This is a genomic window from Phenylobacterium sp., from assembly GCF_037138395.1.
Taxonomy (GTDB): domain Bacteria; phylum Pseudomonadota; class Alphaproteobacteria; order Caulobacterales; family Caulobacteraceae; genus Phenylobacterium.
In genome coordinates, this window is record NZ_JBAXIM010000028.1 from 1 (window position 1) to 22,090 (window position 22,090).

A 22,090-nucleotide genomic window follows, 5' to 3' on the forward strand; every position below is an offset into this window, starting at 1 on the left:
GGACTGCGCCCGCACCGCCCCCCGCCGCGACCAGCAGCAGATTGCCGGTCATGGACGCAGCTCCGCAGAGGCATCCCCGGCCAGCTCGGGAAGCTGGAGGCCCAGGCCCGAGAGGAGGCCGGCAAAGTCCTTAGGAAGGGGCGCACGAAGGGTCATATGTCCGCCCTCCGGGTGCGGAAAGGTCAGGGTCGCGGCATGAAGCATCAGCCTCGGCGCAGGCAGACCGCCCAAAACCAGTGCGCCTCCATACCACGCATCGCCGGCGATCGGGCGCTGGATCGACGCCAGGTGAATCCGGATCTGGTGCATGCGGCCGGTCAGGGGGGACACCTCGAGCAAGGCCGCCCCCTCCGAGGTTGCGAGGGTCCGGTACCGGGTGTCCGCGGTCTCTGCATCGACATGGTCCGCAGTACAGACCTGCATGCGGGCCTCGCGGCCGGTCTCCACGCGCCGAAGAGCATCCGTGATCCGTCCCGACGGCGGGACCGGAGCGCTCGGTGCTACGAGGGCCAGGTAGGTCTTGGTGATCTTCCGGGCCATCATGGCCTTGCCTAGGAAACTCGCCGCCGGCTGGGTGCGGGCCGCAAGAATGACCCCGGAGGTGTCCCGGTCGAGGCGGTGGATCAGCCGGGGCCGCGCCTTGCCGGGCTTAGCGAAGGCCCAGAGCATCTCGTCCAGAGTGACCACCTGCCCCCGCCCACCCTGACTGGACAGGCCCGCCGGCTTGTTCAGGCCAAGGACACTGGCGTCCTCATGGAAGACCATGGCCCGGACATGGGCGACCTGGTCGGCGCTGAGGGGAACGGGTCGAAGGGGTTTCACCGCGCCATTTAGCGGACCCGGCGGGGTTCCGTCACCCTCGGAGCCTCTCCAAGACCCTGGGGTCACTCCGCGAAGTCAATGAAGACCACGTGTTTGGCCGCTGTCAGCCCTGGTGCACCCTCACGCCAATCCTCACGCGAGAGAAGGAGAAGGAGGATCCCGGGGCTGGTCGCGAGGCTGCAACTGAGCCCTATCCCACCTAGATGCCAGCCAGCTGAAAAATGGAGCCGGATCGGACGTCAGCCCGCCCAACATCTGACGGCGGCACCAACGCCTTCGAGGTGAAGCTGGGCGCTCTGCACACTTGACGGAGAGGTGTTCGCCAACGATGGCGCGCTCACCTGTTTTCCGGCTGGTCAGCCTGAAAATACCATTCTCTTTAAAATGAATAGCTCAGGAAATGCCGCCGGCTCTTCTCAGGCGCTCTATTGTTGGCGCAATCGTATCGGACCAATGAAATCCGCCCGGAAGATCTCGGATGCGCCTTTTTGAACCCTTTCCATTCTGCGGAATACTTTCGTAAATTCCCGAAAGAATAGGTTCGATATTTTCTTCGAACAAATCCTCGACGTCATTTGTGAGACGCCTATACCCACCCTCGAAAGTCTCAGCTGTGAAGTCGATGAACAACTTTCGCTGAAAACAAATGGAGCCCGTATCAACGCCCGTATCGACCTCATGGATGGTCACACCGACTGGCGTTCCATCATAGGCCGCCCAGAAGAGCGGATGAGCCCCTCGATTCCAGGGCAGGTATCCAATGTGTAGATTTAATACAGGTCGTCTTGATGTATTTAATAATTCCCATCTCATGATGTGGCGATATCCAAAACTTACTATAAGATCATAAGGTTCGAAACTATCCACACTCTCAGAAGTTTGCTCCACGCGCCACTTCCGATCTTCAATAGTTTGAATTATGCGCGTTTGGGATCGATTATATCCAAGAAAAAGTAATTTTTGCATCAAAATTATTCATCAGTACGCAGAATGGATTCAAATTTAGATACATAAATCATCATATTACAAATATATCTCACACAGATTTATATATCTCAACATATCCGCCACCCCATTACAACCTAATCGAATCGCTAAGGCGAACCCTAGTCTAGTCAGGAATACAGAATGTCATCAAGCGAGGTTACCAGAGACAGCCGTTTCAGGAGCCGAGATACTGAACCCGGGGAGGGATCATCCTGCGGAGTCCAGACCGTTTTCTGCCGCCAGGCGAAACACCACAGGTTGTAGCCTAAGGTGATAGGGCCCGAGAGGATAGTCTTATGACCGCCCCCCGTCCTGCCGCTTCGCCCGCAACCCCGCCCAGCGATCCAGGCGCTCGCGGACGCGCACCTCGGAGCCCTCGCCACGGGGCTCATAGAAGGTAGGGCGCCCCATGCCCTCGGGGAAATAGTCCTGGCCGGAAAACCCGCCCTCGGCGTCCGGGTCGTAGACATAGCCCTCCCCGTAGCCGAGCGACTTCATCAACCGGGTCGGGGCGTTCAGGATGTGGGCTGGCGGCGGCAGAGAGCCGGTCTCCCGGGCTGCCTTCCGGGCGCGGGAAAACGCCGTGTAGACCGCGTTCGACTTGGGCGCGCAGGCCAGGTGCACGGTCAGCTGGGCCAGGGCGAGTTCGCCCTCGGGTGATCCCAGGTGCTCGAAGGCCTCCCGGGCGGCATTGGCCAGGATCAGCGACATAGGGTCCGCTGATCCAATATCCTCCATGGCCGCCCGGACCAGCCGCCGGGCGATGAACAGGGGCTCTTCCCCACCCTCAAGCATGCGGGCCAGCCAGTAGAGGGCAGCGTCCGGATCCGACCCGCGGATCGATTTGTGGAGGGCGGAAATGAGGTTGTAGTGCCCTTCCCGGTCCTTGTCGTAGGCCGGACTGCGCTTCTGCAGCAGGTGCCCCAGAGCGGCGGGGTCGAGGGGTGTCGCCGACGCCAGGCCGAAGAGGGTCTCTGCGAGGGTGAGAAGGTAGCGGCCGTCGCCGTCCGCCAGGGCGACCAGGGCCGAGCGCGCCTCGGCGGTCAGGGGCAGGCCCCGGCCCTCCGCCGCCTCCGCACGCTCCAGGAGGGCGGACTGGGCCGCCTCGTCCAGGCGTCGCAAGACGAAGACCTGGCATCGGGACAAAAGAGCGCCGTTCAGTTCGAAGGACGGGTTCTCGGTGGTGGCACCGACCAGGGTGACCACCCCCTCCTCCACCCAGGGCAGGAAGCCGTCCTGCTGGGCGCGGTTAAAGCGGTGGATTTCATCCACAAACAGGAGGGTGGCCTGGCCTGCATGTCGCCGGACCCGGGCCTGCTCGAAGGCCTTCTTGAGGTCTGCCACACCTGCGAAGACGGCGGAAATCTGCTGGAATTCGTATCCCGCCGCCTGGGCGAGAAGCCGGGCGATGGTGGTCTTGCCCACACCGGGGGGTCCCCACAGGATCATGGAGGACAGCCGGCGCGCAGCAGCCATGCGCCCGATGGGACCCTCGGCAGACAGGAGGTGGTCCTGCCCCGCCACCTCGCCGAGCGACTTCGGTCTCAGGCGCTCGGCCAGCGGCGCCGGATTGGGCGGGGTCAGGCCCGCAGCTTCGAACAGGTCGGCCATGGCGTAAGCCTAGCCCCTTCCCGCGCGCCGGTCAGGTCCGGAAATTGGCGGTGATCTCGCGCTCGCCGCGCAGGATGGTCACTGCCCAGTTCGCCGCGGGAACCGAAAGGGCACCCCGAAGGTCGGCGACCGTCCCAATCTCGCGACCATTGACCTGGCGGACCACGTCTCCCGGACGCAGGCCCGCATTCATCGCAAAGCCCCGGGAGATATTGATCACCAGGACGCCCCTCGACGAAAAGGCGTCGATACCCAGTTCCTCTGCAACGGCCGGAGAGACGTTCACCACGGTTGCGCCCTGGAAGGGATTGCGGCCGTCCACAAGCCACTCGTCCCGTGCAGGCTTGGCGGGCGGGGGTTCCGGACGAAGGCTGGCCTTGATCACCTGTTCATTGCGCCGGACGGAGAGGGCGAGGCTTTCCCCCGGACGCGCGGCCCCGACGGCGAAGGATACGGCGGCGGGATCGGTCACTGGACGGCCGTTCACCGATACGATGATGTCGCCAGACTTCAGGCCGGCCCGGTCGGCGGGACCCCCCGGCCAGATGTCAGCCACAAGGGCGCCCTGGGGAGAGGACAGGCCCACACTGCGCGCGATCTCCGGGGTGACGGGCTGGGTCCGCGCACCTAGCCAGGAACGCACAAGGACGTGGCCGCCACCGGCCGCAGCCTCGACCACCCGCCTGACCATGGCTGCGGGTATGGCGAAGCCAACGCCTGCTGACCCACCCGAGCGCGACACAATGAAGCTGTTCACGCCGATGAGATCGCCATCCATGTCCACCAGGGCACCCCCGGAGTTGCCCGGATTGATGGCGGCGTCGGTCTGGATGTAGGTCATCGGCGTCCCACCCTGTGGGTCAGCCGCCCGGTTGAGGGCGGAGATGATGCCATTGGTGACGGTCTGCCCCACACCGAAGGGATCGCCGATGGCCAGCACCAGGTCACCGACCTGGGCGTCTTCCGAGTCGTCGATCGGCATGACCGGCAGGCGCTCTGCCCCAGCGTCGATCTTGAGCACGGCGAGGTCGCCCCGGGCATCCACAAGGAGCACCCGGGCGGGAAACTCCCGGCGATCGGCCAGGGCGACTGTGATCTCCTGGCCGCCCTCGATGACGTGGTTGTTGGTGATGATGATCCCGTCAGACCGGACGATGACCCCGGAGCCGAGCGACCCTTCGACCCGGCTGGGGGGCACGCCCATTCCAAACATCTGCCAGAAGGGGTCGACCTGCTGGCGGACGACGCGCTTGGCCGAGATGTTCACCACCGCCGGAGCCGCCCTTCGGACCACCGGGGCGAAGGAGGCCTTCATGTTCAGGGGGTCAGACGGCGCCGCCCGGGTTGGTTGGGCAAGGGGCGGGGCTTGGGCTTCGGTCCGCCCAGCGGGGCCCGAACAGGCCGCCAGGAGGACGAAGGCAGGGACCAGGGCTCTGTGCAGGTGCATCTGACTTCCTGTGAGGTTCAGTTCCTGATCCGTCAGGTTTCGGGCGCAATCATGGCAAACCCCATCTCGCGGGGATCTTCACTCACCTGCAACGGTGGCCGGCTCGGTCAGAGGGGCGACCGGCAGGGGTCGGCCAACCCTCCAGGCTACGAAGAAGGCCGCCACCATCAGCGATGAAGCAATCAGAATGGGGAGACCTGGCCAGGCTGAGAGGGACTCGTGCTTCAGGGCGTAGGCGAAGCTGCCGCCGAACAGGAAGGGGCCGATAATGGTGGCGATGCCGGCCAGGCTCTGGTTCGCACCCTGAAGCCGCCCCTGGGCCTCCGGGCCGACACGCCGGGTCATCAGACCCTGCAGGCCGGGACTCAGGAGATTGCTGAGGGCGAAGATGGGTGCCGCCATAAGATAGGTCAGGCCCGTGGGCGCAAGACCATAGCAGAGGAAGCCAAGGGCGGCCCCCGCACAGCCGATCAGGAGCGCGCCCCGCTCGCCCAGGTTCCGGACCACCGGCCCGACCACAAGGGTCTGCATGAAAATCCCAAGGGCACCCGTCAGGAACATGGTCAGGCTGATGGTCTGGATGTCCCAGTTGTAGCGATAGCCGGTGTAGAGGACGAAGACCGCTGGCAGCACGTTGTGCGCAATCTGGAACAGGAAGCCGACGGTCGCCAGGCCAGCCAGCTTGCCATGCTCAAAGAGGAACTTCAGGGACCCGACCGGGTTGGCGCGGCGCCAGTCGAACCGGGCGCTCCGGCGTTCCGGCGGCAGCGACTCCGGCAGGACGAAGAGGCCGTACAGGAAGTTCAGAAGGGCGAGGATGCCCGCCACTGCAAAGGGCAGCCGGATGGCAAAGTCCCCGACAAGGGACTGCATGTAGGGACCGGCGAGCAGACCTCCGAGAACAGGCCCGATCAGGAAGCCGAACCCGAAGGAAGCCCCCATGAAGCCGAAATAGCGCGCACGCTGGTCGACCGGCGTGACGTCCGCCACATAGGCGTTGGCTGTGGAGAAGCTGGCCGCTGTCATGCCGTTCACGATCCGCGCAACGAACAGCCACATCAGGCTGGGGGCGAAGACGAGGAACAGGAAATCGAAGGCCAGGCCCAGGAAGGAGATCAGGAGGACCGGCCGGCGGCCGATCCGGTCTGAAAGTGCGCCCAGTATGGGTCCAAAGAAGAACTGCATCACCCCCCAAACCGAGCCGAACAGCATGTTCCACTCGGCAGCGGTGGCCGTATCTCCCCCTGCGAATTCCTTGATAAGGCCCGGCAGGATAGGGATGGTGATGCCAAAGGACACCGCGTTCAGCAGGGCCGACGCAAAGATGAAACCGAAGGCCGCGCGGCGTTGGGTAGGTATGGAAGCTTCTGTCGTCATGTTCGGGTCCCCTGGCGCGCGGGACCTTGGCCTGAAGCCTCCGGGCCCGCAAGCCCGACCTCCAGCCCGCGCGACGGTTGTCTTCCGGGCAAGGATTCAGGTCACAGCAGCTCAGGACCCATGTGGCTTAAGGGCTCCCGGCACAAGCGCCCCGGACAGCACCTCGGCCTTCCCGTCCGAAGGGAGCGGCTTGATCCCGATCAGGCGGGCCAGGAGGGGATAGAGGTGAACGTTGTCAAAGGCAGGGAGGATCACGCCCTGGCGGAAGGATGGCCCCGCCGCCAGGAACAGGGCGGCCATCTCCGGTGCGGCGGGATCGTAGCCGTGCGCACCGCCGGCACGGACGGGCCGACGGGCCAGCGCCTCGCGGCCGAGGAGCAGCCAACCGGGATCGGGCAGGCAGACTACAGGGGGAACCCGGGGATGGGCGCCATAATGCAGGCGCTCTGGAATGCGCGCCTTGGGCCAGCAGGCGACATGGGGATGCGGGGCTGAGACGGAGGCCAGGACCTCGGCTTCCCGTCCAGGAAGAGGCACCAGCCCAGCCCCTGCGCCTTGGGTGACGAGATCAAAACTTCCAGCAGGCGCCAGCGACTCGATCTCGATGACCCGGTCTGGTGACGTCGCCGCCATCCCGTGGTCGGACACGATCACCAGGTCAACGGGACGGCCCAGAGCTTCGATCCCGCGGACGAGTTGGCCGATGGCGGAATCGACCCGCTCGATGGCCGCGTTTACCTCCGGGGAGTCCGGTCCGGACTGATGCCCTGCCGTGTCCACATCATCGAAGTATAGGGTCATAAACCGGGCCTGCTGTTCCTTCGGGCGACCCATCCATTCCAGGAGGCGCTCGACCCGGCGCTCGGGCGACAGGGTCTTGTCGAAGGTCAGCCAGGTTGTCGGACGGACCCCGTGAATGTCCGACTCCGACCCCGGCCAGAACAGGGTGGCGGTCCGCACCCCCGCCTTTTCTGCGGTGACCCAGATAGGTTCACCATCGTCCCACCAGAAGCGGTCGTTGGTCTCACTCCGGTTGGACATTGAATAGGTGACGCCAGGCCGACGGGCATCCCGCATCACATTCTCGACCATGCCGTGGTGATCCGGCCGGAGCCCGGTTACCAGGGTGTAGTGATTGGGGAAGGTGACACTTGGGAAGGATGGGCGCATGGCCTCGGCCCGGACACCTCGGCGGGCCAGGCCCTCCAGGACGGGGGAATGCCCCCGGCTGAGGTAATCCGCCCGGAAACCGTCGATGGAGATCAACAGCAGGGCCGGTTCCTGCGTCTGTGCCCTGGCCTCAGCAGCCCGGAAGACGAAGAACGGAAGGAGCAGGAGAAGCAGGAGGCGGCGTTTGGTCATCGGCAACCCTCGCCCAGTCCGCCCCAAAAAAGAAGACCCCGGCGCAGGGCCGGGGTCAAATTCCTTAGTCTTGGCCAGGAAGGCCTAGGCGTCGGCGAAGGCTGAAGCCTGCACCGGTCCAGAGTCCTTGCCCTTTTCTGAGGGGTCGCGGTCTACGAACTCTATGACCGCCAGGGCAGCGTTGTCGCCATAGCGGAACCCGGCCTTCAGGACCCGGGTATAGCCACCGTTGCGATCCGCATAGCGCGGCCCCAGGGTCGCGAACAGCTTGCCGACCTGCTCAACATCACGGATCTGGCTAATGGCCTGCCGGCGGGCGTGCAGGTCGCCGCGCTTGGCCAGGGTCACCAGCTTTTCGACCACGGGCCGAAGCTCCTTGGCCTTGGGCAGGGTTGTGACGATCTGCTCATGCTTGATGAGGCTGGCGGCCATGTTGGCGAACATGGCGATCCGGTGCGCACTGGTCCGTCCCAGCTTGCGGTGCCCATTTCCATGACGCATTGCGGTCTCTCCTCGGAAGCGGGGCGTCTCGCGACGCGCCGCAGGATTACATCTGGTCTTCGAACTTCTTAGCCAGCTCTTCGATATTCTCAGGCGGCCAATTGGGAACATCCATCCCGAGATGCAGATTCATGCCCGCGAGCACTTCCTTGATCTCGTTCAGCGACTTCCGCCCGAAGTTCGGCGTGCGGAGCATTTCCGCCTCCGTCTTCTGGATGAGGTCGCCGATATAGACGATATTGTCGTTCTTCAAGCAGTTCGCCGAGCGGACGGACAGCTCGAGCTCATCCACCTTCTTCAGCAGGGCCGGATTGAAGGGCAGCTCGGGCTTGGAGTCGGCGTCGGACTTCTTCTTCGGCTCTTCGAAGGTAATGAAGATCTGCAGCTGGTCCTGAAGGATCCGGGCGGCATAGGCCACTGCGTCCACGGGTGTCACCGCACCGTTGGTTTCGACATCAATGATCAGCTTGTCATAGTCGAGGCTCTGGCCCTGGCGGGTGGGCTCCACCCGATAGGCAACCCGCTTGACCGGCGAGTAGAGGCTGTCGACAGCGATCAGGCCAATTGGCGCGTCCTCGGGCCGGTTCATCTCGGAGGGGACATAACCCTTGCCGTTCTGAACCGTGAACTCCATCCGCACGCTGGCACCCTCGTCGAGAGTGCAGAGTACGTGGTCCGGGTTGAGGATCTCGATGTCCCCGCCCGTCTCGATCTGCCGGGCGGTGACCGAACCTGGCCCCTGGGCCCGGAGCGTCATCCGCCTGACACCTTCCGCATGCAAGCGAAGGGCAAGCTGCTTGATGTTCAGAACGATATCGACGACGTCCTCCCGGACGCCCTCGAGCGAAGAGAACTCATGGACGACGCCGTCAATCTGAACGGCCGTAACCGCCGCCCCTTGCAGGGAGGACAGAAGGACCCGGCGCAGGCTGTTACCGAGGGTAACGCCAAAACCGCGCTCGAGGGGTTCGGCCACCAGACGCGCCTTGCGGGCAGGGTCGGTACCAAGCTCGATGGCAGGCTTTTCCGGTCGGATGAGTTCGTTCCAGTTTCTTTCAATCACTTATGAATGTCCCTCGAACGCAGGATCGCCGGACGCGTTTTTCGCAGTCCGGCGAAGGAGAAATGCGGAGCTTAACGCGTTAGACCCGACGCCGCTTCGGCGGACGGCAGCCGTTGTGCGGGATCGGGGTCACGTCCCGAATTGTAGTGATCGTCATGCCCACGGCCTGGAGCGCCCGAAGCGCTGACTCCCGACCCGAACCCGGACCGGAAACGTTGACCTCGAGGGTCTTCACCCCGTGCTCGGCAGCCTTACGACCGGCGTCCTCGGCGGCCATCTGCGCCGCGTAGGGCGTCGACTTCCGGGACCCCTTGAACCCCATCGTACCGGCGGAAGACCAGGAGATCGCGTTTCCCTGGGCGTCGGTGATGGTGATCATAGTGTTGTTGAACGAGGCGTTCACGTGCGCCACGCCCGATGTGATGTTTTTGCGTTCGCGCTTTTTGACGCGAGCCGGTTCCTTGGCCATCGCTTTTTTCTCTTACTTCTTCTTGCCGGCGATCGGCTTTGCCGGGCCCTTACGGGTCCGAGCGTTCGTGTGGGTGCGCTGTCCGCGGACAGGCAGCCCCTTACGGTGACGAAGGCCGCGGTAGCAGGCCAGGTCCATCAACCGCTTGATGTTGACGGCGGTATCGCGGCGAAGGTCACCCTCTACCGTGTAGTCACGGTCGATGGTCTCCCGGATCTGGAGGACCTCTGCGTCAGACAGTTGGTTGACGCGTCGGGCATCTTCGATACCGACCTTGCTCACGATTTCGGCGGCCTTGGCCTGGCCGATGCCATGAATGTACTGCAGCGCGATCACAACGCGCTTGTTCGTAGGTATGTTTACGCCGGCGATACGGGCCACGTTGGGTTCTCTCCTCGTCACGCAAAGATGCACGAGCACCGCTCTGACCGTGTCAAAAGGCCAGAACGTCTCTCGCGCGTTTCGCGGAAGGGCCTCGTGTATGGAATAGAAGCCGACTCGTCAATGCCGAGCATTGCGTTTTTCGGGGAGTGGGGTCGAAGAACGGAGAGGCGCCGCCGGAATGACGACCTAGTCCGAAGACAGCGCCCGATCGATCCCTGAGGCGACCTCGTCGATCGACCCCATGCCGTCGATCTCCACCAGTTTCCCTGCGTCCGCGTAATAGGGAATCAGCGGTGCCGTCTGGGCGTTGTAGGCGTCGAGCCGAACCCTGAAGCTCTCGGGATTGTCGTCCGGCCGACCGGACTCCGCGAAGCGACCTGCAATCCTGCGGGTGAGGGCTTCGTCATCGACCTTCAGGCGGACCACAAGATCGATGGCAGCCCCCCTGCCCTTCAGCATCACGTCCAGCGCCTCGGCCTGGGCAACGGTCCGGGGAAATCCATCAAAGATAGCGCCCCCGGACGCCTCGGACTCTGGAAGCCGATCCTCGATGAGGGCGATCACGATTTCATCCGTCACAAGCTCGCCGCGCTGCATCACGCCTTCGACCCGCCGGCCCAGTTCGGAGCCAGACGCGATCGCCGCGCGCAACATGTCGCCCGTCGAGAGCTGCACCATGTTGCGGGTCTCCATCAGCCGCTTGGCTTGGGTGCCCTTGCCTGCCGCCGGAGGTCCGAAAAGGATGAGGTTCATGTGCGAAGCTCCCCGTCGCCCAGCCCTATCCCGGGCCGTAGAAATCGTCAGACCCGGCTAGCGTTCCCGTCCGCCGCGCAGACGGGATTTGCGGATCAGTCCCTCGTACTGGTGCGAGAGCAGATGAGACTGGATTTGAGTGACCGTGTCCATGGTGACGCTGACAACGATCAGGATTGAGGTCCCACCCAGATAGAAGGGCGCCTTGTAGAAGCCGATCAGCGCCTCGGGCAGGAGACAGACCGCAGCAATATAGGCGGCCCCAATAACCGTCAGCCGAGTCAGGACATAATCCAGATGGGCCGCTGTCCGCTTTCCGGGCGAGATCCCGGGAAGGAATCCGCCATACTTCCGTAGGTTCTCCGCCGTCTCGTCAGGATTGAAGACGATAGAGGTATAGAAGAAGCTGAAGAAGATGATCAGTGCCCCGTAGATGAGAATATAGACCGGCCGTCCATGCTGAAGCTGGCCGACGGCTCCAGGGAGCCACTGCAGCCACTGCGGCAGGTTCGCCGTCGCCAGAAAACCCATAGCCGTCGTCGGAAGCAGTAGGAGGGACGAGGCGAAGATGGGAGGGATCACGCCGGCGGTGTTGACCTTGAGCGGAAGGAAGGAGGTCTCGCCCCCGAACATTCGGTTGCCCTGCTGGCGCTTGGGATATTGGACCAGGATGCGGCGCTGCGACCGCTCCATGAAGACGATCGCGAAGATCACGGCGATGGCCAGAATTAAGATCATCATGCCGCCAAAACTGGAGACCTGGCCGGTCCGCATAACCGTCAGAAGCTGCATCACCCCCGTGGGCAGGCCGGCCACGATCCCTGCAAAGATAATCAGGGACACCCCGTTCCCAACGCCGCGGCTGGTGATCTGTTCACCGAGCCACATCAGCAGCATGGTGCCACCCGTTAGAGTCACTATGGTCGATAAGGTAAAGAACGGGCCAGGGCTGACAACAAGGCCCGGACTGGCCTGCAGGGTCCCGGCGATGGCCGAAGCCTGGATCACAGCGAGCACCACGGTAAGATAGCGTGTGTACTGATTAAGCGTCTTGCGCCCTGCCTCGCCGCCTTCCTTCCGGAGCTTCTCCCAGGGCGGGTAGATGGCACCGAGGAGCTGGACGATGATGGAGGCCGAAATATAGGGGCCGACATTCAGGGCGAAGACGGCCATCCGCTGCACAGCGCCGCCCGAAAACAGGTTGAACATCCCCAGGATGCCCTTTGCCTGCCCCTGGAAGGCGGCGGCAAAGGCGACCGCGTCGATCCCCGGGATCGGCAGGTAGGTCCCAAGGCGGTAGACCACCAAGACGATCAGGGTGAAGTAGATACGCTTGTGGAGTTCCGTCGCCTTTTGGAAGGCGCCGAAATTGAGGTTCGCGGCAAGCTGCTCAGCGGCCGAAGCCATGGGACACCCTCACTGGTGGGCCTACCAAGATAGGGTGCGCGCGAGGCCCTGTCAGCCCTCGCAGCGCTCCCGACCCCGGATCAGGCCCGGACCTTCTTCTGAAGCTTGCCCTTGGGCTCGCCGGTGTCGACCGGCGCGGTGGTGGTCACAGTGCCCCCCGCCTTCTCGACAGCCGCCTTGGCGGCGGCGGAGGCGGCGTAGACCGTCAGGTTGAGCTTGGACGTCAGTTCACCCTTGCCCAGCAGCTTGACGCCATCCAGGGGGCGGCGGACCACGCCGGCAGCGACCAGGACGGCAGCGTCGATCGGCGCATTGGCGTCGAGCTTGCCAGCGGCGACGGCCTGTTCCAGGCGCCACAGGTTCACTTCCGCGAACTCAAGCGCAAAGGGATTGTTGAAACCACGCTTAGGCATCCGCATGTGGAGCGGCATCTGGCCGCCCTCAAAGCCGGCGATCGATACGCCCGTCCGGGACTTCTGACCCTTGACGCCGCGACCAGCGGTCTTGCCCTTGCCAGAACCTGGACCCCGGCCGACGCGCATACGTCCCTTCACGGAACCGGGGCTCGGTGCGAGTTCATTGAGCTTAGTCATCTGCGCCTCTCTCCTGAGATCTATCGCCGGACGAACCGCCCGACTCGGCTTTGACGATGTTGGCGCTTCAGCGGAAGCGCTTACGGTCAGACGGAAACCACCTCGACCAGGTGATGGACCTTGGCGATCATGCCACGGGTGGAAGGCGTGTCCTCAAGTATGGACACACGACCGATACGGTTGAGGCCCAGGCCGACGAGGGTCGCGCGCTGGTCCTTCTTGCGCCGGATAGGGCTGGCGATTTGACGAACGGTGACCTTGGTCATGCTCATTCTCCGTCGGCGGCGGCCGCGGCCGCGGCGCCATCGGCGCGGCGACCGAGGACGTCAGCAACCTTCTTGCCCCGCTTGGAGGCAATCTGGCGCGGCGAAGACTGAGCCTTCAGCGCCTCGAAGGTCGCACGGACCATGTTGTAGGGATTGGACGATCCGACCGACTTGCCGACGACGTCCTGGACGCCGAGGGTTTCGAGCACGGCGCGCATCGGGCCACCGGCGATGACGCCGGTACCGGGAGGCGCAGAGCGGACCATGATCTTACCCGCGCCCCAGCGGCCTGCGCCGTCGTGGTGCAGGGTGCGGCTCTCGCGAAGCGGCACTCGGATCATTGTCTTCTTGGCTTCCTCGGTGGCCTTGCGGATAGCCTCGGGAACCTCACGGGCCTTGCCGTGGCCGTAACCGACACGTCCCTTTTGGTCGCCGACCACCATGAGGGCCGCGAAGGAGAACCGCCGCCCGCCTTTCACAGTCGCCGCAACGCGGTTGATGTGAACCAGTTTTTCGACGATGTCGGAATCGGCGCGTTCCTCTGAAGGGCCGCCCCGGTCTCGTCCGCGGCGTTGTCCGCCGTCGCCACGCTGTTCGTTTCCACGAGCCATCAATTACCCCTAGAAGTTCAAGCCGGCTTCACGCGCGGCGTCGGCCAGGGCCTTGACCCGGCCGTGATAGATGTAGCCGCCCCGATCGAAGACGACATCGGTCACGCCATTCTCGAGGGCGCGTTGGGCCAATAGGGCACCGACCCGGGCCGCAGCGGCCTTGTCGGAGCCCTTATCGGGCGAATCGGCCTCGAGGGTCGATGCCGAGGCGAGCGTTACGCCTTTCTCGTCATCAATGACCTGAGCGTAGATGTTCTTGGACGAACGGAACACGGAGAGACGCGGCCGGCCATTGGCCAGCTTGCGGAGCCGGATGCGGGTGCGCTCAGCGCGCCGCTTGGCGGAGTCACGGGTGGAGACAGCCATGGCCTACTTCTTCTTGCCTTCCTTGCGACGGACCTTTTCGCCAAGATAGCGAACGCCCTTGCCCTTGTAGGGTTCGGGCGGACGGATTCGACGAATGCGCGCGGCGATCTCGCCGACCGCCTGCTTGTCGATTCCGCTGATCCTGATTTCAGTCTGCTTGGGAACGATGAAGGCGATGCCCTCAGGTGGCGGCAGATCTACTTCGTGGCTGAACCCGAGCTGCAAACTCAGGGCGTTGCCCTTCATCTGTGCACGATAGCCCACGCCCACAAGTTCGAGGGTTTCCTCGTAACCCGCCGACACGCCCACCACCATGTTGCTTACCAGGGTGCGGGACAGACCCCACATCGCCTGGGCGCGGGTAGATTCTACCCGCTTGGACACGAGGAGATCCGTGCCTTCCTGGCGCAACTCGACCTCTTCCGGCAGGGTCCAGGACAGCTGTCCCTTGGGGCCCTTCACCATCACGGTCTGGCCGTCGATAGTCACCGTAACGCCAGCAGGCGTCGGAACCGCCTTCTTTCCGATCCGGGACATATCAGTACACCCGCAGCAGGACTTCGCCGCCCACGTTGGCGTCACGCGCCGCCGCGTCCGACATCACGCCCTTGGGCGTCGAAAGCACCGAGATGCCAAGTCCGTTCTTAATGGGCTTCAGGTCCTTGATGGACGAGTAGACCCGGCGGCCAGGCTTGGAGATCCGACGGATCTCCACGATGACTGGCTCGCCGTCGAAGTACTTGAGTTCGATCTCGAATTCGGGGAAGGCGCCAGGCATTTCCACCATCTGGTAGCCGCGGATGTAGCCTTCCTCGGCCAACACGTCGAGTACGCGGGCGCGCATCTTCGAAGCCGGGCAGGAAACCTTCGAACGGCCGCGGGTGGCGGCGTTCTTGATGCGGGCGATCATATCGCCGACGGGGTCGTTCACCATGGGACCCTCCTCACCAGCTCGACTTCACAAGGCCAGGAATCTGGCCCTGAGAGCCGAGCTCGCGCAGGGCGATACGGCTCATCCTAAGCTTGCGGTAATAGGCACGCGGGCGGCCTGTCACCTCACAGCGGTTACGGATCCGGACCTTCGACGAACTGCGAGGCAGTTCGGCGAGCTTGAGGCGGGCCTCGAAGCGATCCTCGAGTGGCAGGCTCTCGTTATTGGCGATCGCCTTCAGCACCTGACGGCGTGCGGCGTAGCGCTGCACGAGCAGCTTGACTCTCTCGTTACGGTTGACGGCGCTCTTCTTGGCCATGTTACCTTTCCTTCCCGTCCGTTAAGCGTTGAACGGGAACTGGAATTCCCGAAGAAGCTGGCGGGCTTCCTCATCGGTCTTCGCAGTTGTGGTGACGATTATATCCATGCCCCACATTTGATCGATCTGGTCGTAGTTGATTTCAGGAAACACGATGTGCTCCCTAAGACCCATGGCATAGTTGCCGCGACCATCGAAAGACGTGGGCTTTAGTCCCCGGAAGTCCTTCACCCGCGGAAGCGCGATGGTGATCAGCCGATCCAGGAACTCGTACATTCTATCCTTGCGCAGGGTGACCTTGGCGCCGATCACCATGCCCTCGCGCAGCTTGAAGCCGGCGATGGAGTTCCGCGCCTTTGTGGTCACAGGCTTCTGGCCCGCGATGCGCGTGAGGTCGGAGATCGCCGACTGGACCTTTTTGGAGTCCGCGACAGCCTCGCCGATCCCCATGTTCAGGACGATCTTGTCCAGGCGCGGGATCTGCATTTCATTCGAATAGTTGAAATGCTCCTTCATCGCCCCGCGGATGCGTTGGCGATAATCGGACTTCAACCTCGGCTCGTAAGCTTGCTCAGCCATTGATGACCTCTCCGGTGGTCTTGGCAACGCGGACCTTCTTGCCGTCCTCTACCCGGAAGCCGACACGGGTCGGCTTGCCTTTGGAATCGACGATGGCGACGTTGGAGACATGCAGGGCCGCCTCGCGGGAGAGAATTCCGCCCTGGGGATCGGCTTGGGTCGCCCGGGTATGACGCTTGATCATATTGATCCCTTCGACCACGACCCGATCTTCCTTCGGAATGACCTTCAGGACCGAACCCTGGCGGCCCTTGTCCTTCCCGGCGAGGACCACAATGCGGTCACCCTTCTTGATCTTGGCGGCCATTACAGCACCTCGGGGGCGAGCGAGATGATCTTCATGTGGTTCTTGGCACGAAGTTCGCGCGGAACCGGTCCGAAGATACGCGTGCCAATGGGCTCGCTCTGCTTGTTGACGATGACGGCGGCGTTGCGGTCGAAGCGGATCAGGGACCCGTCCTTGCGCTTGATGGCCTGGGACGTCCGAACGACGATCGCCTGGAGGACGTCGCCCTTTTTGACGCGTCCCCGCGGAATCGCTTCCTTCACCGAGACGACAATCTTGTCGCCGACACCGGCATAGCGACGCCCCGCACCGCCCAGTACCTTAATGCACATGACACGGCGGGCACCGGAATTGTCGGCCACTTCGAGGTTGGTCTGCATCTGGATCATGAATCAGCCTCCCTCAGACTGACTGTGAAGCGACTGCCTTAGGCAGGGCTTCCCAGGTCTTGGTTTTGGAGCGCGGAGCGCACTCGATGATGCGGGCGATCTCACCCGCTTGGTAGGTGTTGGCCTCGTCGTGGGCATGGTACTTCTTCGACCGACGGACGGTCTTCTTCAGCACCGGATGCAGGAAGGTGCGCTCGACCTTCACGACGATGGTCTTGTCGCCCTTGTCGGAGACGACGACGCCTTCAAGAATTCGTTTCGGCATGCTCGTACTCCCTAGGCCGTGGCCTGGCGACTGCGCAGGACGGTCTTGATCCGGGCGATGTCCCTGCGGACCTCGCCGGCGCGGTGGGTCTTCTCGACCTGGCCTGTGGCCGCCTGAAAGCGCAGATTAAACTGCTCCTTTTTCAGGGACAAAAGGCTCTCGGAGAGCTGGTCGGGGGTCATGCCCTGGATATCCTGGGTATTCATCACGCGTGCTCCGCGACAGCGTCAATGCGGCTGACGATGCGGGTCTTGACCGGCAACTTCGACGCACCGAGGCGCAGGGCCTCCCGCGCGACATCGTCGGGAACACCGTCGATTTCGAACATGATCCTTCCAGGATGCACCCGGGCAGCCCAGTACTCGACGGAGCCCTTGCCCTTGCCCATCCGCACTTCCGCCGGCTTGTCGGTGACCGGAACGTCCGGGAAGATCCGGATCCAGACCCGGCCCTGACGCTTCATCTGGCGTGTGATTGCCCGACGAGCGGCTTCGATCTGCCGGGCAGTGATCCGCTCAGGCTCAACGGACTTCAGTCCATAGGAGCCGAAGTTCAGCGTGAAGCCGCTCTTGGCCGTCCCATGGATCTTGCCCTTGAACTGCTTGCGGTATTTGGTTTTCTTCGGGGAAAGCATGGCTGTCTCTTAGGCTCCCGCGGTCTCGCGGCGGTCGCGGCGCGGACCCCTGTCCGGGCGATCGCCGGAGCGTTCACGTCCGCCACCCTCACCGGCCGGGCCGGATTCAGTGGCCAGACGCTTGTCCATGGCCATGGGGTCGTGCTCCAGGACTTCGCCCTTAAAAACCCAGACCTTCACGCCGATGATCCCGTAGGTCGTCTTGGCCTCGGCAAAACCGAAGTCCATGTCCGCACGCAGGGTATGGAGCGGCACGCGGCCTTCCTTGTACCACTCCATGCGGGCGATCTCCGCCCCGCCCAGCCGACCGGCAACGTTGATGCGGATACCCTTCGCGCCGAGCCGCATGGCCGACTGCATGGCCCGCTTCATGGCCCGCCTGAAAGCGATCCGGCGCTCGAGCTGGGCCGTGATGTTCTCGGCGATAAGCTGAGCGTCGGCCTCCGGCTTGCGGATCTCGACGATGTTCAGGTGAACCTCGCCCCCCGTGATGGCCGCAACATCCTTGCGCAGCTTCTCGATGTCGGCGCCCTTCTTGCCGATGATCACGCCTGGGCGCGCGGCATAGATGGTGATCCGGCACTTCTTGTGCGGGCGTTCAATGATGATCCGGCTGACGCCGGCCTGGTAGAGGCGCTTCTTCAGCTGCGCCCTGACCTTGAGGTCCTCGTGCAGGAGGCGCCCGTAGTCGGCTCCACCCGCGAACCAACGGCTGTCCCAGGTACGATTGATGCCGAGGCGAAGCCCGACAGGATTAACTTTCTGACCCATCAGGCAGCCTCACCAAGTTCACGGACCACGATGGTTATCTCGCTGAAGGGCTTCTGGATTTTGGATGCGCGACCGCGGGCTCGGGCCGCAAAACGCTTCATCGTCAGGTTCTTGCCCACATAGGCCTCGGCGACGACCAGGGAGTCGATGTCGAGGTTGTGGTTATTCTCAGCGTTGGAGATGGCCGAGTAGAGCGCCTTACGAACGTCGCGGGCGATCCGCTTGTGGCTGAACTCCAGCTCGTTGAGCGCCCGCTGGACCTTCAGGCCGCGGATCGACTGGGCAACGAGGTTCAACTTCCGGGGACTAACCCGGAGGGTGGTGGCCTTGGCCATGGCCTCAGCAGGCTTCAGGCGACGTGGATTGGCTGGCTTGGACATGCCTACTTCCTCTTCGCCTTCTTATCCGCAGCGTGACCCGGGAAATACCGGGTTGGCGCGAACTCGCCGAGCTTCATGCCGACCATGTCCTCGGACACGATGACGGGCACGTGCTTCTGGCCATTGTGGACGCCGAAGGTCAGGCCGACGAACTGCGGCATGATGGTCGATCGGCGCGACCAGGTCTTGATGACGTCCTTGCGGCCGGAGGCTTGCAAAGCCTCCGCCTTCTTCAACAGGTAACCGTCGACAAACGGTCCTTTCCAGACGGAACGGGTCATGGATCAGCGAGCCTTCCGAGCGTGACGCGAACGGATGATGAACTTATCCGTCGTCTTGTTGGTACGGGTACGCGCGCCCTTCGTTGGCTTGCCCCAGGGGGTGACCGGGTGGCGGCCGCCAGAGGTGCGGCCTTCACCACCGCCGTGCGGGTGATCGACCGGGTTCATGGCGACGCCGCGAACGTGCGGGCGACGACCCTTGTGGCGCGAGCGACCCGCCTTGCCGAGAACCTCGTTCATGTGGTCCGGGTTCGACACAGCACCGACCGTAGCCATGCAACCGTCGGGAACCATCCGCAGTTCGCCCGAGTTCAGGCGGATCTGTGCGTAGCCAGCATCACGACCGACCAGCTGGGCATAAGCACCCGCCGAACGGGCGATCTGGCCGCCCTTGAGGGGCTTCAGCTCGATATTATGGATGATGGCACCGATGGGCATGGAGCGAAGCGGCATGGCGTTGCCCGGCTTCACGTCGGCGCGGTCAGAGGCGATCACCTGGTCGCCAGCCTTGAGGCGCTGCGGAGCCAGGATGTAGGCGACCTCCCCGTCCGTATACCGGATCAGGGCGATAAAGGCCGTCCGGTTCGGATCATACTCAATCCGCTCAACCGTACCGACGACGTCGAACTTGCGGCGCTTGAAGTCGACCATGCGGTAGAGGCGCTTGGCACCACCGCCACGGAAGCGAACAGCTATGCGTCCGCCGCCGCCCCGGCCGCCGGTCTTTGACAGACCTTCGACGAGGGACTTTTCGGGACGCCCCTTGTGGAGCTCGGACCGGTCGATGAGCACAAGGGAGCGCCGGCCGGGGGAAGTCGGATTGTATTGCTTCAGAGCCATCGGTTCAAAGCCCCGTGGTGATGTCGATGGACTGGCCTTCGGCCAGGGTCACGACAGCCTTTTTCACATCCGAGCGACGGCCTTCACGACCGCGGAAACGCTTGGTCTTTCCCTTGACGTTCAGGGTGTTGACCTTGGTCACCGAGACCTTGAACAGGGCCTCGACGGCCGCCGCGATCTCGACCTTGGTCGCGTCGATGGCGACCCTGAAGACGACCTTGTTCTGCTCTGAGAGCAGGGTGGCCTTTTCGGTGATCACTGGCGAAAGAATGGTGTCGTAGTGACGGGCGGAGGGGATGGCCATCACGCAGCCTCCTTCTCGGCAAAGCGGGCATTGATCGCCTCGACCGCGTCCTTGGTGAGGACCAGGGTCCGGCGACGCAGAACGTCGTAGACGTTAAGGCCGGCGTTCGGCAGCACATCCACGTTCGGGATGTTGCGGGCCGCGAGGCGGAAGTTTCCATCCACCTCAGGGCCGCCAATCACCAGGGCGTTGACCAGCCCGATCTTACCGAGCGAAGCGCGGAGAGCGGCGGTCTTAGCGTCCGGGAGGGCGAGGGTGTCCACAACGACTAGGTCGCCGGAAAGCAGCTTCGAGGACAGGGCATGGCGCAGCGCCAGGGCGCGGACCTTCTTGGGAAGGTCAAAAGCATGGCTACGAACCACGGGCCCGTGGGCCTTGGCGCCGCCAACGAACTGGGCCGCACGGCGTGAACCGTGACGAGCGCCGCCAGTGCCCTTCTGCTTGTACATCTTCTTGCTGGTCCGGGAGACTTCGTTCCGAACCTGGATCTTGTGAGTCCCGGCGCGGCGCTTGGCCAGCTGCCAGGTCACGACCCGCTGAAGGATGTCGCCCCGGATATCCTCGATCCCGAAGATGGCGTCAGCCAGTTCAATCGAACCGCCCTTCCCGCCGTCGAGCTTGATGACGTCGAGTTTCATTGTTCCTGCCCCTCGGCTTGCGGGGCCTCTTCGGCCGGAGCGGCTTCGGCGACCGGAGCCGCAGGCTGACCAGCCTTACGGAAGGCACCCGGGAACGGAACATCGGTCGGCGGCTTCTTTACGGCATCGCGGACGCGTACCCACGAACCCTCGGATCCAGGGACCGAACCCTTGACCATGATGAGACCGCGGTCGGTGTCGATGCGCCAGACGGTGAGCCCCAGGGTCGTGACGGTCTCCTGGCCCAGGTGGCCAGCCATCTTCTTGCCACGGAAGGTCTTGCCCGGATCCTGGCGTTGGCCGGTTGAGCCATGGGCACGGTGCGACACGGAGACACCGTGCGAGGCGCGCATGCCGCCGAAGTTCCAGCGCTTCATGGCCCCGGCGAAGCCCTTGCCGATGGTGGTGCCGGTCACATCGACCTTCTGGCCAACCACGAAGTGGTCCGCAGTCAGTTCGGCACCCACGTCGATCAGGTTGTCCGGAGACACCCGGAACTCGGCCACCTTGTGGCGAGGCTCGACCTCGGCCTTCGCGAAATGACCGCGGAGGGGCTTGGTGGTGTTCTTGGGCTTGCGGAGGCCGGCGCCCAGTTGGAGCGCGACATAACCGTCCCGCGCCTCGGTGCGCTGGGCCGTCACGGCGCAGCCGTCCAGGCTGAGCACGGTCACGGGCACATGCACGCCAGCTTCATCAAAGAAGCGGGCCATTCCCATTTTCTTGGCGATCACGCCGGTACGCATCGACCGATCCCCCTAAAGCTTAATCTCGACGTCCACGCCGGCGGACAGGTCGAGCTTCATAAGGGCGTCGACGGTCTGCGGCGTGGGATCGACGATGTCGAGAACGCGCTTATGCGTACGGATTTCAAACTGCTCGCGCGACTTCTTGTCGATGTGCGGCGAACGGTTGACCGTGAATTTTTCAATGTGAGTCGGAAGGGGGATGGGCCCCCGGACGGTCGCGCCGGTACGCTTGGCCGTGTTGACGATCTCACGTGTGGAATGATCCAGCACGCGGTGATCGAAGGCCTTGAGCCGGATGCGGATGTTCTGACGATCCATATCGCTCTTAAGTTTCCCCTACAGACGGCGACCCGTCCGCGTGCAATTGACCATTTCAAAGACCAACTCCGGACACCCCCAAGAGGGCCCCCGCACACGAAAGTCCGCAAAACGAAAAGAAGCCCACGCGACAATCCGCATCAGCTCCTGCCTTTACCCCGGGTTGATACCCCGGATCCAGGCCGCTCCGCGCACCGCGTCTGCCCTTCGACACAAGGTCAATGGGCACAGCCGGTCCAACAGAAGGCGCGTGTATACGGGCCCGACTCACCGCCGTCAAGCAAAGCCTCGGCGCTGAGGGCCGGACCCGCGCCTGCCCGCCGCCGTGCCCAATTGCGCACAGAAAAGGGGCCGCGGAGATCACTCTCCGCGGCCCCTGATTTATCCCGG

The 22,090-nt window shown here is 63.5% G+C and carries 33 protein-coding genes; all 33 read right to left on the reverse strand.

The window, feature by feature from the left end; all coding sequences use genetic code 11:
• Nucleotides 1-48 precede the first annotated feature (48 nt).
• The gene (locus WCJ52_RS03580) at nucleotides 49-822 is read right to left on the reverse strand and encodes an RluA family pseudouridine synthase (protein ID WP_336901930.1); all 774 of its coding nucleotides are present in this window, start codon (nucleotides 820-822) and stop codon (nucleotides 49-51) included.
• Nucleotides 823-1,215: 393 nt separating this feature from the next.
• Complete coding sequence (locus tag WCJ52_RS03585; protein ID WP_336901931.1) at nucleotides 1,216-1,788, reverse strand: formyltransferase family protein; 573 nt, start codon at nucleotides 1,786-1,788, stop codon at nucleotides 1,216-1,218.
• Nucleotides 1,789-2,103: 315 nt separating this feature from the next.
• Nucleotides 2,104-3,420: a replication-associated recombination protein A gene (locus WCJ52_RS03590; RefSeq protein ID WP_336901932.1), complete on the reverse strand. Its 1,317-nt coding sequence runs from the start codon at nucleotides 3,418-3,420 to the stop codon at nucleotides 2,104-2,106.
• A 31-nt stretch (nucleotides 3,421-3,451) separates the two neighbouring features.
• Nucleotides 3,452-4,867 (reverse strand): Do family serine endopeptidase, encoded by a 1,416-nt coding sequence (locus WCJ52_RS03595; RefSeq protein WP_336901933.1) that lies wholly within the window; start codon nucleotides 4,865-4,867, stop codon nucleotides 3,452-3,454.
• A gap of 78 nt (nucleotides 4,868-4,945) precedes the next feature.
• Nucleotides 4,946-6,244 carry a TCR/Tet family MFS transporter gene (locus WCJ52_RS03600; protein ID WP_336901934.1) on the reverse strand — a complete coding sequence of 433 codons (1,299 nt, stop codon included), beginning with the start codon at nucleotides 6,242-6,244 and terminating at the stop codon, nucleotides 4,946-4,948.
• A 111-nt stretch (nucleotides 6,245-6,355) separates the two neighbouring features.
• Nucleotides 6,356-7,606, reverse strand: coding sequence for an ectonucleotide pyrophosphatase/phosphodiesterase (locus WCJ52_RS03605; protein WP_336901935.1), 1,251 nt, complete (start codon nucleotides 7,604-7,606; stop codon nucleotides 6,356-6,358).
• A gap of 84 nt (nucleotides 7,607-7,690) precedes the next feature.
• A complete protein-coding gene (gene rplQ, locus WCJ52_RS03610; RefSeq protein ID WP_336901936.1) occupies nucleotides 7,691-8,107 on the reverse strand; it encodes a 50S ribosomal protein L17 in 417 nt (138 codons plus the stop codon).
• Between the two features lie 46 nt (nucleotides 8,108-8,153).
• Nucleotides 8,154-9,170, reverse strand: coding sequence for a DNA-directed RNA polymerase subunit alpha (locus tag WCJ52_RS03615; RefSeq protein ID WP_336901937.1), 1,017 nt, complete (start codon nucleotides 9,168-9,170; stop codon nucleotides 8,154-8,156).
• Nucleotides 9,171-9,249: 79 nt separating this feature from the next.
• Nucleotides 9,250-9,639, reverse strand: coding sequence for a 30S ribosomal protein S11 (gene rpsK / locus WCJ52_RS03620; protein WP_336901938.1), 390 nt, complete (start codon nucleotides 9,637-9,639; stop codon nucleotides 9,250-9,252).
• Between the two features lie 12 nt (nucleotides 9,640-9,651).
• Entirely contained in the window at nucleotides 9,652-10,020 is a 369-nt protein-coding gene (rpsM, locus tag WCJ52_RS03625) for a 30S ribosomal protein S13 (RefSeq protein WP_336901939.1), read from the reverse strand.
• A 189-nt stretch (nucleotides 10,021-10,209) separates the two neighbouring features.
• Nucleotides 10,210-10,776, reverse strand: a complete 567-nt coding sequence (locus WCJ52_RS03630) for an adenylate kinase (protein WP_336901940.1) — start codon at nucleotides 10,774-10,776, stop codon at nucleotides 10,210-10,212.
• 57 nt (nucleotides 10,777-10,833) lie between these two features.
• Nucleotides 10,834-12,183, reverse strand: a complete 1,350-nt coding sequence (gene secY / locus WCJ52_RS03635; protein WP_336901941.1) for a preprotein translocase subunit SecY — start codon at nucleotides 12,181-12,183, stop codon at nucleotides 10,834-10,836.
• An 80-nt stretch (nucleotides 12,184-12,263) separates the two neighbouring features.
• Entirely contained in the window at nucleotides 12,264-12,776 is a 513-nt protein-coding gene (rplO, locus tag WCJ52_RS03640) for a 50S ribosomal protein L15 (RefSeq protein ID WP_336901942.1), read from the reverse strand.
• A gap of 86 nt (nucleotides 12,777-12,862) precedes the next feature.
• A complete protein-coding gene (gene rpmD, locus WCJ52_RS03645; RefSeq protein ID WP_336901943.1) occupies nucleotides 12,863-13,048 on the reverse strand; it encodes a 50S ribosomal protein L30 in 186 nt (61 codons plus the stop codon).
• Nucleotides 13,045-13,653 (reverse strand): 30S ribosomal protein S5, encoded by a 609-nt coding sequence (gene rpsE / locus WCJ52_RS03650; protein WP_336901944.1) that lies wholly within the window; start codon nucleotides 13,651-13,653, stop codon nucleotides 13,045-13,047. Before rpsE ends, rpmD begins: the two co-directional genes overlap by 4 nt.
• Before the next feature lie 9 nt (nucleotides 13,654-13,662).
• Complete coding sequence (gene rplR, locus WCJ52_RS03655) at nucleotides 13,663-14,019, reverse strand: 50S ribosomal protein L18 (protein WP_336901945.1); 357 nt, start codon at nucleotides 14,017-14,019, stop codon at nucleotides 13,663-13,665.
• A 3-nt stretch (nucleotides 14,020-14,022) separates the two neighbouring features.
• Nucleotides 14,023-14,556 (reverse strand): 50S ribosomal protein L6, encoded by a 534-nt coding sequence (gene rplF, locus WCJ52_RS03660; protein ID WP_336901946.1) that lies wholly within the window; start codon nucleotides 14,554-14,556, stop codon nucleotides 14,023-14,025.
• A 1-nt stretch (nucleotide 14,557) separates the two neighbouring features.
• Nucleotides 14,558-14,953, reverse strand: a complete 396-nt coding sequence (gene rpsH, locus WCJ52_RS03665; protein ID WP_336901947.1) for a 30S ribosomal protein S8 — start codon at nucleotides 14,951-14,953, stop codon at nucleotides 14,558-14,560.
• A 10-nt stretch (nucleotides 14,954-14,963) separates the two neighbouring features.
• On the reverse strand, nucleotides 14,964-15,269 hold the full coding sequence (gene rpsN, locus WCJ52_RS03670; protein WP_336901948.1) for a 30S ribosomal protein S14: 306 nt from the start codon (nucleotides 15,267-15,269) through the stop codon (nucleotides 14,964-14,966).
• Between the two features lie 21 nt (nucleotides 15,270-15,290).
• Nucleotides 15,291-15,848, reverse strand: a complete 558-nt coding sequence (gene rplE, locus WCJ52_RS03675; RefSeq protein ID WP_336901949.1) for a 50S ribosomal protein L5 — start codon at nucleotides 15,846-15,848, stop codon at nucleotides 15,291-15,293.
• The gene (rplX, locus tag WCJ52_RS03680) at nucleotides 15,841-16,155 is read right to left on the reverse strand and encodes a 50S ribosomal protein L24 (protein ID WP_336901950.1); all 315 of its coding nucleotides are present in this window, start codon (nucleotides 16,153-16,155) and stop codon (nucleotides 15,841-15,843) included. The genes rplE and rplX overlap by 8 nt, the downstream gene beginning before the upstream one ends.
• Nucleotides 16,155-16,523 (reverse strand): 50S ribosomal protein L14, encoded by a 369-nt coding sequence (rplN, locus tag WCJ52_RS03685; RefSeq protein WP_110449827.1) that lies wholly within the window; start codon nucleotides 16,521-16,523, stop codon nucleotides 16,155-16,157. Before rplN ends, rplX begins: the two co-directional genes overlap by 1 nt.
• A 13-nt stretch (nucleotides 16,524-16,536) precedes the next feature.
• A complete protein-coding gene (gene rpsQ, locus WCJ52_RS03690) occupies nucleotides 16,537-16,788 on the reverse strand; it encodes a 30S ribosomal protein S17 (protein ID WP_336901951.1) in 252 nt (83 codons plus the stop codon).
• Between the two features lie 11 nt (nucleotides 16,789-16,799).
• A complete protein-coding gene (gene rpmC / locus WCJ52_RS03695) occupies nucleotides 16,800-16,994 on the reverse strand; it encodes a 50S ribosomal protein L29 (protein WP_336901952.1) in 195 nt (64 codons plus the stop codon).
• Nucleotides 16,994-17,422, reverse strand: a complete 429-nt coding sequence (rplP, locus tag WCJ52_RS03700) for a 50S ribosomal protein L16 (RefSeq protein WP_336901953.1) — start codon at nucleotides 17,420-17,422, stop codon at nucleotides 16,994-16,996. Before rplP ends, rpmC begins: the two co-directional genes overlap by 1 nt.
• Nucleotides 17,423-17,431: 9 nt before the next feature.
• The gene (rpsC, locus tag WCJ52_RS03705) at nucleotides 17,432-18,193 is read right to left on the reverse strand and encodes a 30S ribosomal protein S3 (protein WP_336901954.1); all 762 of its coding nucleotides are present in this window, start codon (nucleotides 18,191-18,193) and stop codon (nucleotides 17,432-17,434) included.
• Complete coding sequence (rplV, locus tag WCJ52_RS03710) at nucleotides 18,193-18,573, reverse strand: 50S ribosomal protein L22 (RefSeq protein WP_336901955.1); 381 nt, start codon at nucleotides 18,571-18,573, stop codon at nucleotides 18,193-18,195. The genes rpsC and rplV overlap by 1 nt, the downstream gene beginning before the upstream one ends.
• 2 nt (nucleotides 18,574-18,575) lie before the next feature.
• On the reverse strand, nucleotides 18,576-18,854 hold the full coding sequence (gene rpsS / locus WCJ52_RS03715; RefSeq protein WP_336901956.1) for a 30S ribosomal protein S19: 279 nt from the start codon (nucleotides 18,852-18,854) through the stop codon (nucleotides 18,576-18,578).
• 3 nt (nucleotides 18,855-18,857) lie between these two features.
• Nucleotides 18,858-19,694: a 50S ribosomal protein L2 gene (gene rplB, locus WCJ52_RS03720; RefSeq protein WP_336901957.1), complete on the reverse strand. Its 837-nt coding sequence runs from the start codon at nucleotides 19,692-19,694 to the stop codon at nucleotides 18,858-18,860.
• 4 nt (nucleotides 19,695-19,698) lie between these two features.
• Nucleotides 19,699-19,998: a 50S ribosomal protein L23 gene (locus WCJ52_RS03725; RefSeq protein WP_336901958.1), complete on the reverse strand. Its 300-nt coding sequence runs from the start codon at nucleotides 19,996-19,998 to the stop codon at nucleotides 19,699-19,701.
• Complete coding sequence (gene rplD / locus WCJ52_RS03730) at nucleotides 19,998-20,636, reverse strand: 50S ribosomal protein L4 (RefSeq protein ID WP_336901959.1); 639 nt, start codon at nucleotides 20,634-20,636, stop codon at nucleotides 19,998-20,000. Before rplD ends, WCJ52_RS03725 begins: the two co-directional genes overlap by 1 nt.
• Nucleotides 20,633-21,379 carry a 50S ribosomal protein L3 gene (gene rplC, locus WCJ52_RS03735; protein WP_336901960.1) on the reverse strand — a complete coding sequence of 249 codons (747 nt, stop codon included), beginning with the start codon at nucleotides 21,377-21,379 and terminating at the stop codon, nucleotides 20,633-20,635. Before rplC ends, rplD begins: the two co-directional genes overlap by 4 nt.
• Before the next feature lie 12 nt (nucleotides 21,380-21,391).
• Entirely contained in the window at nucleotides 21,392-21,700 is a 309-nt protein-coding gene (gene rpsJ, locus WCJ52_RS03740) for a 30S ribosomal protein S10 (RefSeq protein ID WP_056730043.1), read from the reverse strand.
• Between the last annotated feature and the right edge of the window lie 390 nt (nucleotides 21,701-22,090).

Excerpts from the sequence above, each read along its gene's own strand:
- WCJ52_RS03585 (WP_336901931.1), bottom strand. The coding sequence starts at position 1,788 with ATGCAAAAATTACTTTTTCTTGGATATAATCGATCCCAAACGCGCATA.
- WCJ52_RS03590 (WP_336901932.1), bottom strand. The coding sequence starts at position 3,420 with ATGGCCGACCTGTTCGAAGCTGCGGGCCTGACCCCGCCCAATCCGGCG.
- WCJ52_RS03595 (WP_336901933.1), bottom strand. The coding sequence starts at position 4,867 with ATGCACCTGCACAGAGCCCTGGTCCCTGCCTTCGTCCTCCTGGCGGCC.
- WCJ52_RS03600 (WP_336901934.1), bottom strand. The coding sequence starts at position 6,244 with ATGACGACAGAAGCTTCCATACCTACCCAACGCCGCGCGGCCTTCGGT.
- WCJ52_RS03605 (WP_336901935.1), bottom strand. The coding sequence starts at position 7,606 with ATGACCAAACGCCGCCTCCTGCTTCTCCTGCTCCTTCCGTTCTTCGTC.
- rplQ (WP_336901936.1), bottom strand. The coding sequence starts at position 8,107 with ATGCGTCATGGAAATGGGCACCGCAAGCTGGGACGGACCAGTGCGCAC.
- rpsK (WP_336901938.1), bottom strand. The coding sequence starts at position 9,639 with ATGGCCAAGGAACCGGCTCGCGTCAAAAAGCGCGAACGCAAAAACATC.
- WCJ52_RS03630 (WP_336901940.1), bottom strand. The coding sequence starts at position 10,776 with ATGAACCTCATCCTTTTCGGACCTCCGGCGGCAGGCAAGGGCACCCAA.
- secY (WP_336901941.1), bottom strand. The coding sequence starts at position 12,183 with ATGGCTTCGGCCGCTGAGCAGCTTGCCGCGAACCTCAATTTCGGCGCC.
- rplO (WP_336901942.1), bottom strand. The coding sequence starts at position 12,776 with ATGACTAAGCTCAATGAACTCGCACCGAGCCCCGGTTCCGTGAAGGGA.
- rpmD (WP_336901943.1), bottom strand. The coding sequence starts at position 13,048 with ATGAGCATGACCAAGGTCACCGTTCGTCAAATCGCCAGCCCTATCCGG.
- rpsE (WP_336901944.1), bottom strand. The coding sequence starts at position 13,653 with ATGGCTCGTGGAAACGAACAGCGTGGCGACGGCGGACAACGCCGCGGA.
- rplR (WP_336901945.1), bottom strand. The coding sequence starts at position 14,019 with ATGGCTGTCTCCACCCGTGACTCCGCCAAGCGGCGCGCTGAGCGCACC.
- rplF (WP_336901946.1), bottom strand. The coding sequence starts at position 14,556 with ATGTCCCGGATCGGAAAGAAGGCGGTTCCGACGCCTGCTGGCGTTACG.
- rpsH (WP_336901947.1), bottom strand. The coding sequence starts at position 14,953 with ATGGTGAACGACCCCGTCGGCGATATGATCGCCCGCATCAAGAACGCC.
- rpsN (WP_336901948.1), bottom strand. The coding sequence starts at position 15,269 with ATGGCCAAGAAGAGCGCCGTCAACCGTAACGAGAGAGTCAAGCTGCTC.
- rplE (WP_336901949.1), bottom strand. The coding sequence starts at position 15,848 with ATGGCTGAGCAAGCTTACGAGCCGAGGTTGAAGTCCGATTATCGCCAA.
- rplX (WP_336901950.1), bottom strand. The coding sequence starts at position 16,155 with ATGGCCGCCAAGATCAAGAAGGGTGACCGCATTGTGGTCCTCGCCGGG.
- rplN (WP_110449827.1), bottom strand. The coding sequence starts at position 16,523 with ATGATCCAGATGCAGACCAACCTCGAAGTGGCCGACAATTCCGGTGCC.
- rpsQ (WP_336901951.1), bottom strand. The coding sequence starts at position 16,788 with ATGCCGAAACGAATTCTTGAAGGCGTCGTCGTCTCCGACAAGGGCGAC.
- rpmC (WP_336901952.1), bottom strand. The coding sequence starts at position 16,994 with ATGAATACCCAGGATATCCAGGGCATGACCCCCGACCAGCTCTCCGAG.
- rplP (WP_336901953.1), bottom strand. The coding sequence starts at position 17,422 with ATGCTTTCCCCGAAGAAAACCAAATACCGCAAGCAGTTCAAGGGCAAG.
- rpsC (WP_336901954.1), bottom strand. The coding sequence starts at position 18,193 with ATGGGTCAGAAAGTTAATCCTGTCGGGCTTCGCCTCGGCATCAATCGT.
- rplV (WP_336901955.1), bottom strand. The coding sequence starts at position 18,573 with ATGTCCAAGCCAGCCAATCCACGTCGCCTGAAGCCTGCTGAGGCCATG.
- rpsS (WP_336901956.1), bottom strand. The coding sequence starts at position 18,854 with ATGACCCGTTCCGTCTGGAAAGGACCGTTTGTCGACGGTTACCTGTTG.
- rplB (WP_336901957.1), bottom strand. The coding sequence starts at position 19,694 with ATGGCTCTGAAGCAATACAATCCGACTTCCCCCGGCCGGCGCTCCCTT.
- WCJ52_RS03725 (WP_336901958.1), bottom strand. The coding sequence starts at position 19,998 with ATGGCCATCCCCTCCGCCCGTCACTACGACACCATTCTTTCGCCAGTG.
- rplD (WP_336901959.1), bottom strand. The coding sequence starts at position 20,636 with ATGAAACTCGACGTCATCAAGCTCGACGGCGGGAAGGGCGGTTCGATT.
- rplC (WP_336901960.1), bottom strand. The coding sequence starts at position 21,379 with ATGCGTACCGGCGTGATCGCCAAGAAAATGGGAATGGCCCGCTTCTTT.
- rpsJ (WP_056730043.1), bottom strand. The coding sequence starts at position 21,700 with ATGGATCGTCAGAACATCCGCATCCGGCTCAAGGCCTTCGATCACCGC.